We start from the raw sequence: 8894 nt of genomic DNA, 5'->3' as shown, positions 1-8894 counted from the left end.
GCCGCGGGCGCCCCTGCCGCCGCACCCGCCACCGCGGCGGCGACCGGCGCCGTCCGCGTGAACCAGGTCGGCTATCTGCCGGACGGCCCCAAGCGCGCCACCGTCGTCACCACGGCGACGGGTGCGCTCACCTGGCAGCTGCGGAACGCGTCCGGGACGGTGGTGGCCTCCGGCTCGACCGTCCCCCACGGCGCGGACGCCCCCTCCGGACAGTCCGTCCAGGTGGCCGACTTCTCCTCCTACCGGAGCACGGGCTCGGGATACGTCCTGGCCGTGGACGGCAGCAGCAGCGTGCCCTTCGACATCCGCGCGGACCTCTACGACGCGCTGCGCTCCGACTCGATGGCCTTCTTCCACCACCAGCGCAGCGGCATCGCCATCGACGCCTCCCTGGTGGGCTCCGCCTACGCACGCCCCGCCGGACACCTCGGCGTCGCACCCAACAAGGGCGACACCTCCGTCCCGTGCCAGGCCACCGTGTGCGACTACGCCCAGGACGTCAGGGGCGGCTGGTACGACGCGGGCGACCACGGCAAGTACGTGGTGAACGGCGGCATCTCCACCTGGCTGGTCGTCAGCTCCTTCGAGCGGGCCGAGCGGGCGGGGAAGGACGCGGCGCTGGGCGACTCGACCCTGCGGGTCCCCGAGCGGGGCAACGGGATGCCGGACGTCCTGGACGAGGCCCGCTGGGAGCTCGACTTCCTGATGCGGATGCAGGTGCCCGAGGGGAAGCCGTACGCGGGCATGGCGTTCCACAAGGTCCACGACGCGGCCTGGACCGGCATGCCCATGCGGCCCGACCAGGACCCGCAGCCCCGCGAGCTGCACCGCCCGTCCACGGCGGCGACCCTCAACCTCGCGGCGGCCGCCGCCCAGTGCGCCCGGGTCTTCCGTCCGTACGACGCCGCCTTCGCCGACCGCTGCCTGTCCGCCGCACGCCGTGCCTGGACGGCGGCGCAGGCCCACCCGGCCCTGTACGCGCCGGACTCGGACAGCACGGGAGGCGGGGCCTACGGCGACACGCAGGTCACCGACGAGTTCTACTGGTCGGCCGCCGAGCTGTACGCGACGACCGGCGAGAGCGCCTACCGGGACGCGGTCACCTCCTCGTCCTGGCACACCTCCGCCGACGCCTTCACCCCCTACGGCTTCGGCTGGGCCGACACGGCCGCACTCGGCCGACTCACCCTGGCCACGGTCCCCAACGGACTGCCCGCCGGCGACGTGGCCCGTGTCCGCTCCTCGGTGACCGCGGCCGCCGACGGCTACCTCTCCAGGATGGCCGCCCAGGGCTACGCGGTGCCCGTGCCGGCGGACGGGTACTTCTGGGGGTCGAACGGCGAGGTCGCCAACGACGCGATCGTCATGGCCGTCGCCGGTGAGCTGACCGGCGACAGCCGCTACCGCACCGGAGCACTGGAGACGCTGGACTACCTGCTCGGCCGCAACGCCCTCGGCCAGTCGTACGTGACCGGCTACGGCGAGACGTCCTCGCACAACCAGCACCACCGTTTCTGGGCCCACCAGTACGACGCCTCGCTGCCGAACCCACCGGCGGGTTCGCTCGCGGGTGGTCCCGACAGCGGCCTCCAGGACCCCGTGGCGCAGGAGAAGCTGGCCGGCTGCGCCCCCGCCGCCTGCTACGTCGACGACATCGGCTCGTACTCCACCAACGAGGTGGCGATCAACTGGAACGCCCCGCTGGCCTGGCTCTCCGCCTACGCCGCCGAGCGGACTTCCACCGGCGAACCGCCCACGGCGGCCTGCGCGGTGACGTACAAGGCGGACAGCGTCTGGAGCACCGGCTTCACCGCGACCGTCACCGTCAAGAACACCGGCCCGACCGCCGTGGACGGCTGGCAGCTGACCTGGTCCTACCCGGCCGGCCAACGCGTCACGAGCGCCTGGAACGCGACCGTCACCCAGAACGGCGCCACCGCCGTCGCCCGCAACGCCGACTGGAACCGGACGATCGCCCCCGGTGCCACCGCGAGCTTCGGAGTCCAGGGGACGTACAGCGGGACCAACCCCTCACCCACGGCCTTCACGCTCGACGGGAGCGTCTGCGTCTGATCCGACGAGGCCGGTGGCGGCGGGGAAGGTGAGGTGGCGGTGGAGGGCGTCCGCGTCGCCGGACTGATTGTCGGCGAACTCACTCCTTCCGGTAACGGCGGCCTCCTCACCGTCACGGCTCTCCCCCCGGCACGGTTACGTGGAAGCACTCATTGAGCCAGGCCCGGGACCGACGGGCCGCACGAGACAGGTGACGGACATGCGCACTGAGGCCGCCAAGCGGGTCGAGCTGGTCTTCTCCCTCTTCGACGCCAACGGCAACGGAGTCATCGACTCCGGCGACTTCGACCTCATGACGGGACGCGTTCTGGAGGCGGCGGTCGCATCGGACGCCGGCGCCAGGGAGGCCATTCGGACCGCGTTCCGCCGCTACTGGACGACGCTGGCCACCGAGCTGGACGCCGACGGCGACGGCGTGATCACCGTCGACGAGTTCCGCCCCTTCGTGCTCGACCCCGAGCGTTTCGGCCCCACGGTCACCGAGTTCGCCGAGGCGCTCTCCGCGCTCGGCGACCCGGACGGGGACGGCCTGATCGAGCGCCCGCTCTTCGTGTCGCTGATGACGGCGATCGGCTTCGAGGAGGCGAACATCCACGCGCTCTTCGACGCCTTCGGCCCGGACGCCGAGGACCGCATCACCGTGGCCACGTGGGCCGCCGGCATCGAGGAGTACTACGCACCGGACCTGGCCGGAATCCCCGGTGACCGGCTGGTGGGCGCCCCGGCCGTCTGACACGGCCCGGTCGCGGGTGTCCCGGGGCGGCGCCGCCCGCCCCGGGACACCGGCGGCCCGGCGGACGTCACGGGCCGGGCTTGTGGGCGAAGACCCACCGGTTCCCCTCCAGGGCGTCGTTCGGCTCGGGGAGGGGGCCGCGTCCGTGCCGACGGGTGAAGTCGAAGGGCGTGTGCGTCGACGTGGACCAGCCCCTGGCCGTCAGGAGCCCCGCCGAGTCGGGGCGCGGTCCCAGGTCGAAGAGGTCGAGCAGGTCGATGCCGATCTGTTCTCTCGTCGCCGTGTAGATCGCGCTGTCGCGGTACGCCAGCAGGTCCTTCTCCAGCTTGGCCTCGAAGGCCAGGGCGCTGCCCCCGGTGGTCAGCCGGTCCACCGTGTCGACGAGGTACGTCTCGGCGGAGCTCGGCAGGTAGAAGAGCAGCCCCTCGGCCAGCCAGACGCTCGGTGCGGCCGGGTCGAAGCCGGCGGAGGTCAGCGCGGTGGCCCAGTCGGCGCGCAGGTCGACCGGTACGGGGACGCGCTTCGCCCTCGGGGCGGCCGACAGATCGGTGAGCACCTGCTGCTTGAAGGCCAGCACGCCCGCCCTGTCGATCTCGAAGACCACGCAGTCGGACGGCAGGTCCAGTCGGAAGGCACGCGTGTCCAACCCGGCGCCGGGCAGGACCACTTGACGGGCGCCGTCGTGGACCGAGCCGAGGACGAAGTCGTCGAGGACCCGGGTCCGCAGCCCGAAGTAGCGGGCGAACCTGCCCCACAGCGGGTTGTCGTCCCCCTCCGGGATCTGCCCGATGCGTACCGGCCAGTCCGCGCACGCCGGGGCCGCGCGTACGAAGTGTTCGGCGTGGACGTCCTGGGCCAGGCTGTCGTGGCGGTGGGTCTCGATCGCCCGGGCCGCGGCGACCAGGAGGGCGGTCAGTCCCACGCCTCCGTCCACGCCTTCCGCGTCGGTCTGCCGGGGCGCCGTGGCGGCCGCGTCTCCTCCGGTGGCGGGACGGGGGGACTCCCCGGTGGTGAAGGTTTCGCTCATCGGTCTCTTCTTTCCGGCAGCAGGACGGGTTTGACCACGCGGCCGGCGTCGCAGTCGCGTTCGGCCTCGTTGATGTCGGCCAGCGGGTAGGTGCGGATCAGCTGGTCGAAGGGGAAGCGGCCGGCCTGCCACAGGCCGGTCAGCCGGGGTATCAGCAGTCCGGGTACCGCGTCGCCCTCGCAGATGTGGCGGATGCCGCGGCCTCGGTCGAGCGTGCCCGGTTCGAGCGGCAGCGGGGTGTGGAGGCGTGCCACGAGGCCGAGGGTGCCGGTGGGGCGCAGTGCCTGGAGCGCGTCGTTGATGAGCGGGGCCGAGGCCGTGGTGTCCAGGGCGTACTGGGCTCCGCCGTCGGTCAGCCGGCGGATCCGCTCGGGCAGTCCGTGCGATCCGGCGAACAGCGGGGTCGCGCCGAACCGTTCGGCCAGGTCCAGCCGCCCGGGATGCCGGTCGACGGCCACGGTCCGCGTGCCGGCGGCGGTGGCCGCCATCACGGCGGCCAGGCCCACCGCTCCCGCGCCGAGGACCACGAGGGTGTCGCCGGGTCCTGCGGCGAAGGTGTTCAGTACGGCCCCGGCACCGGTGAGGAAGCCGCAGCCGAGCGGCCCGAGCAGTTCGAGCGGCAGGGCGGGGTCGACCCGGACGGCGTTGCGGGCCGGGACGAGCGCGTACGCGGCGAAGGAGGACTGGCCGAACCACCGGGGAGCCAGCGCCTTTCCGGCCGCGTCGGTGAGGCGCGGTGGTTCCTCCTCGCGCCCGCCGAAGAGGTTGAGGGAGGCGAAGGAGTCGCAGTAGGCGGGGGCGGCGGCCCGGCAGTTGCGGCAGTGTCCGCAGGAGTCGAAGCTCAGCACGACGTGGTCGCCGACGCCGAGCGCGATGCCGGGGCCGCCGCCCGTCGCCACCACGACCCCGGCGCCCTCGTGGCCGAGGACCGCCGGCAGCGGGCTGCGGCCGGCCGAGTGCCGTACCGCGAGGTCGGTACGGCACATCCCGGCTCCCGCGATCTCGACCAGGATCTCGCCGGGGTCGGGCTCCGTGCGCAGGGCCACCTCCTCGACCGTGAACGGATCCTCGTACGAGCGCAGTACGGCCGCCCGGAACCTCATCGTCACGCTTCCTCCTCCCGCGGGCGGTGGACGACGAACGGCCGGAGGTTGCCGTAGAGGCCCCACGGTCCGCCCGCGACACCGACGCCGCTGTCCTTGACGCCCGCGAAGGGCTGGGCGAGGGAGAGTTCGGCGTGGTGGTTGATCCAGGCCGTGCCGCATTCGAGCCGGTCGGCCACGGCCTCGGCCCGGTCGAGGTCGGTGCCCCAGACGGAGCCGCCCAGCCCGAAGCCGGTGCCGTTGGCCGCGTCGACGGCCTCGTCGAGGTTCCGGTACGGCAGTACCGGCAGGACCGGTCCGAACTGTTCCTCGGTCACCACCGGGCTGTCGGGCGGGACGTCGGTGAGGATCGTGGGAGCGAAGAAGTAGCCCGCTCCGTCGAGTCGGTGGCCGCCGACCACGGCCCGGGCGCCGTCCGCCAGGGCCTGCCGCGTGATCTGCTCGACCCGGGCCAGCTGGGGAGCGTTGTTGAGGGGACCGATCCGGGTGCCCGGGTCGAGTCCGGATCCGACCGCGACGGTCTTCGCGCGCCGGGCGAGGGCTTCGACGACCTCGGCGTGGAGCCGGGCGGGGGCGTAGACGCGTTTGACCGCCATGCAGACCTGTCCGCAGTTGCGGAACGCGGCCCAGAACAGCCGGTCCGCGATCCGCTCCACGTCCACGTCGTCCAGGAGGACGGCGGCGTCGTTGCCGCCCAGTTCCAGGGTGACCCGGGCGAGCGAGGCCGACGCGGCCTCGGCGACGGTCCGGCCGGTGGGCACCGAGCCGGTGAAGGTGACGTGACGGATGCCCGGGTGGGCGGCGAGACGGGCACCGAGGGGTTCGCGGCCGGTGACGACGGTCAGGACGTCCTCGGGCAGGACGGTGGCGAGGACGGAGCCGAGCAGTCGGGTGGCGAGCGGGGTGTGGGGGGACGGTTTGAGAACCACGGTGTTGCCGGCCGCGAGCGCGGGCGCGAACTTCGCCGCCGCGAGCTGGAGCGGGAAGTTCCACGGCACGATCGCGGCGACGGGCCCGACGGGCCGCCAGCGGACCTCGCTGTGCACGGGACGGCCGTCGTCGATCCGGCGGGACCTGGGGGCCAGGTCGGCGAAGTAGCGCAGCCGGGCCGCCGTACGGGCGATTTCGGCGTACGACTCGGCCAGGGGCTTGCCCTGTTCCCGCGTGAGCAGCCGGGCGAGGTCGTCGCCGGCTGTTTCCACGGCGTCGGCGGCGGCGCGCAGGGCAGCGGTACGGGTGGCGTGGTCGGCGCGCCAGCCGTGCCAGGCCCGCCGAGCCCGGGCGACCACCTCGTCCAACTCGTCCGGCCGCTGGTCGGGGGCCTCGTCGAAGGCCTCCCCGGTGGCCGGGTCGACGACGGCGAGGCGTGCGGCACGACGCCCGGGGACGCCACCGGCTTCCGGTGTCGGCATCCCGGTGGTCAGTTCACGGCCGGGGTGCCGACGGCGTGCTCCCGGGCCTGCCGGTCCATCTCCGCCCGGAAGGCGGCGACCAGATGCGGCTGGATCCTCCCGGCATTGCGGTCGCCGCCCGCGCAGACCGCTCCCCGCACGCCCACGATGTCCGTGCCGATGCGGGTCAGCGGACCGAGGTCGGCCTGCTTGACGCTGCCCGCGAGGGCGGCGAGCAGACCGGACGCGTGGGCGCGCCGGACGAACTCGGCGCAGGCGTCGGGCGGGACGTGGTCGAAGAGCCGCGTGCCGTCCTTGATCGCGGTGTCCAGCATGGCCGCGTCGGCACCGGCGCGGGCGGCGATGTCGGGCAGGGCGAGCGGGTTGACGCAGCCGACGCGGTGGGCGTCGGCGTAGCCCGAGGCGACGACGAGCGCCTCGGGGCGGTGGTCCTTCACCGCACGGACGACCGCCCGCATGACCTCGACGCCCTGCTCGGGAGTCGTGCAGCCGTACAGGCCGACCTTGATGTACGTGGCGCCGGAGACGACCGCGCCGAGCGCGGCCTGCGCCACCGTGCCGGGCTTGTACGGGACGTCCCCCACGGTGGCGGACACCGGCTTGTCCGCCGGCACGGCGTCGCGGATCTCCCGGATGACCCAGGGGAAGTTGGCGCCCAGCGAGCCCTCGTCGGGCTTCTTGACGTCGACGATGTCGAGGTGTTCCGCGGCCTTCGCACAGTCGAGGGCCTCCTCGACACCGTCCGGGGAGATGAGAAGCAACACCATGAGCTCCTTCCGCCGCGTGTCCACCTGGCCGAGGACAGGGGTGCGGGTCACCTGGTTCATGTGCGGTGCGCTCATCCTTTCCGTCGCCCCGTGGGCACCGGTAGGGCGCGCGGAGCTCCCCGGGGGCGCGTGAAGGCACGCGCATGACGCGTTGTGCACCGGCGCCTGCCGAGGCGCGCCGAACCTGCCGACCGCTCCCCATGCGCACTTGTGCTCTCGGGGCCGACGTAGGGTGACGGCGAACCCACCCGCCGGCGGTGGTTCCACCGGTCCCGCCGCCGCACCCCGGACACGGACCAGGAAGAGCATGAACCGTCCCCGCGTACCCGCGCGGCTCCTCGCCAGTGAGTCCCTGCCCGGTGTCACCGAGGCTCTGGGGAACCTGGACGGCTGGCTCCTGCGCGACGGCGCGCACCGGCTCGTCACCCGGCACGAAGGCGTGATCACCGTCAGCAGGGTCGCCGCCGATCCGTCCCGGGTGCTCGCCGACCGCGCCACGTGGACCGATCCGGCCGCGGGCAGCTCCGGCACGTACTGCTCACCGCTGCCGGACGGCGCCCTGGCCGTCAGCGGCCGGGAGGCCGTCACCGTCCACGAGGCCGACGGAACCGTCCGCTGGGAGCACCGCCACCGGGACTGGCAGCACTCACTGGACGCCTCCGGCGCGTGCACGCCCGACCCCGCCGGTCGTGTCCTTCTGGCAACCATGGCGGGACCTCTCGGGCCCGGCAGGTCCTATGCGGGCGACATCTGCCGTGCCCTCGACCTGACCACTGGCGAGGTGCTCGCCGAGCACGTCCTGCCGTCCTTCTCGGCGACGTATGCCTTCCAGCAGTTCCCGGACGCATGCCCTGAGGTTCTACTCACCGCCTCCATGGGCCAGGACGGCACCCTCTGTCTCCTGGTCACCTACACGGCCGCCGGGCTCGACGTGCGGGCGGCGGGCACCGCCGAGGAACCCTACGTCGGCCTCGGCGGGGACGGGGCGCTGGTCAGCCAGGACGTCGGCGGAGGCTACCTCTGCCGCACTCAGGACGGCGCCGCCGACGTCATCATCGAGGCCAGCGAGATCCTCCCCGAGGATTGGGTGTTCGTCGGCTACACGCCAGGCTTCGTCGACGACAAGCGGATCCTGGTCGTGGCGGCCGAGGAACAGTGGGCGGAGGAGGGCATCCACCTCCTCCTCGACGCCCACACGCTCAGGCCCCTCGCCGAACTCGACTACCCGCAGACACCAGGAGTCGCTGCCGTGCCCCTCGGCGACGGCACATGGCTCACCCACGACGGAGGGACAGTGCGGCGCTGGACCGCCACCTGATCCGGATTCCGCCCTCGGGAAAACCGGACGGCCGCTTCAGGTGCCGGGGTTCCGCGCTGCCGGCCTGGCGGCTTCGGTGGCGGCCCACGAGGCGAGGAGCCGGAGTCCTTCTTCGGAGGGAGAGCCGGGCTCGGCGGTGTAGACGGTCATGTGGAGTCCGGGCACCCGCCGTCGGGAACCGGTCGGCAGCCCGGCCTGCTCGGGGCTGATCTTCGCGCGCCGCGAGGTGAGGAACTCGCGGACCTCCTCACGGTTGTCCATGCCTTCGCCCGTACGGCCTGCTCGGCGCGGAAGGGATGTACGGGCGGTACACCCTTCAACGGTGACTCGCTGACCGCCGGAACCGGCGGTTCCCTGGAGGTCCTGGCATCCCCGGGTGCTCGATGATCGTCTCCATCACCGGCGAGAAGCGGGAGATGGCTCCGGCCCGCAGGTAGTCGCCGTAGGAGAAGCCGCCGGCC

The 8894-nt window shown here is 73.2% G+C and carries 7 protein-coding genes and 2 pseudogenes; 3 read left to right on the top strand and 6 right to left on the bottom strand.

Going from position 1 to position 8894, the window contains the following annotated elements:
* Together ABZ318_RS37800 and ABZ318_RS37795 are read left to right on the top strand one after the other, a co-directional pair.
* A partial coding sequence (locus ABZ318_RS37800; RefSeq protein ID WP_356906953.1) for a glycoside hydrolase family 9 protein occupies positions 1–2073 on the top strand: 2073 nt, incomplete at its 5' end.
* Positions 2074–2272: 199 nt separating this feature from the next.
* Complete coding sequence (locus tag ABZ318_RS37795; RefSeq protein ID WP_356906952.1) at positions 2273–2806, top strand: EF-hand domain-containing protein; 534 nt, start codon at positions 2273–2275, stop codon at positions 2804–2806.
* 67 nt (positions 2807–2873) lie between these two features.
* On the opposite strand, the gene ABZ318_RS37790 is transcribed toward ABZ318_RS37795, so the two are convergent.
* The 4 genes from ABZ318_RS37790 to ABZ318_RS37775 are packed head-to-tail and all read right to left on the bottom strand — an operon-like array spanning position 2874 to position 7112.
* On the bottom strand, positions 2874–3833 hold the full coding sequence (locus ABZ318_RS37790) for a class I SAM-dependent methyltransferase (protein ID WP_356906951.1): 960 nt from the start codon (positions 3831–3833) through the stop codon (positions 2874–2876).
* Positions 3830–4936 carry an NAD(P)-dependent alcohol dehydrogenase gene (locus ABZ318_RS37785; RefSeq protein WP_356906955.1) on the bottom strand — a complete coding sequence of 369 codons (1107 nt, stop codon included), beginning with the start codon at positions 4934–4936 and terminating at the stop codon, positions 3830–3832. The genes ABZ318_RS37790 and ABZ318_RS37785 overlap by 4 nt, the downstream gene beginning before the upstream one ends.
* 2 nt (positions 4937–4938) lie before the next feature.
* Positions 4939–6348 carry an aldehyde dehydrogenase family protein gene (locus ABZ318_RS37780; protein WP_356906950.1) on the bottom strand — a complete coding sequence of 470 codons (1410 nt, stop codon included), beginning with the start codon at positions 6346–6348 and terminating at the stop codon, positions 4939–4941.
* An 8-nt stretch (positions 6349–6356) separates the two neighbouring features.
* On the bottom strand, positions 6357–7112 hold the full coding sequence (locus ABZ318_RS37775; protein WP_356906954.1) for a (5-formylfuran-3-yl)methyl phosphate synthase: 756 nt from the start codon (positions 7110–7112) through the stop codon (positions 6357–6359).
* A gap of 310 nt (positions 7113–7422) precedes the next feature.
* On the opposite strand from ABZ318_RS37775, the gene ABZ318_RS37770 reads away from it, so the two are divergent.
* On the top strand, positions 7423–8433 hold the full coding sequence (locus ABZ318_RS37770) for a hypothetical protein (protein ID WP_356906949.1): 1011 nt from the start codon (positions 7423–7425) through the stop codon (positions 8431–8433).
* 153 nt (positions 8434–8586) lie between these two features.
* Here the strand turns inward: ABZ318_RS37770 and ABZ318_RS37765 are convergent.
* Positions 8587–8694, bottom strand: a pseudogene (locus ABZ318_RS37765) (transcriptional regulator); the annotation flags it as partial.
* Between the two features lie 118 nt (positions 8695–8812).
* A pseudogene (locus ABZ318_RS37760) lies at positions 8813–8894 on the bottom strand (phosphoribosylformylglycinamidine synthase subunit PurQ); the annotation flags it as partial.

It is taken from the genome of Streptomyces sp. NPDC006197 (assembly GCF_040613865.1).
GTDB lineage: Bacteria > Actinomycetota > Actinomycetes > Streptomycetales > Streptomycetaceae > Streptomyces.
The sequence above is the reverse complement of the archived record's forward strand: the minus strand, read 5'-3'. Positions and strand labels throughout refer to the sequence as shown.

What these genes read in the sequence shown, in the direction of transcription:
- ABZ318_RS37795 (WP_356906952.1), top strand. Translation starts at nt 2,273, where the DNA reads ATGCGCACTGAGGCCGCCAAGCGGGTCGAGCTGGTCTTCTCCCTCTTC.
- ABZ318_RS37790 (WP_356906951.1), bottom strand. Translation starts at nt 3,833, where the DNA reads ATGAGCGAAACCTTCACCACCGGGGAGTCCCCCCGTCCCGCCACCGGA.
- ABZ318_RS37785 (WP_356906955.1), bottom strand. Translation starts at nt 4,936, where the DNA reads ATGAGGTTCCGGGCGGCCGTACTGCGCTCGTACGAGGATCCGTTCACG.
- ABZ318_RS37780 (WP_356906950.1), bottom strand. Translation starts at nt 6,348, where the DNA reads ATGCCGACACCGGAAGCCGGTGGCGTCCCCGGGCGTCGTGCCGCACGC.
- ABZ318_RS37770 (WP_356906949.1), top strand. Translation starts at nt 7,423, where the DNA reads ATGAACCGTCCCCGCGTACCCGCGCGGCTCCTCGCCAGTGAGTCCCTG.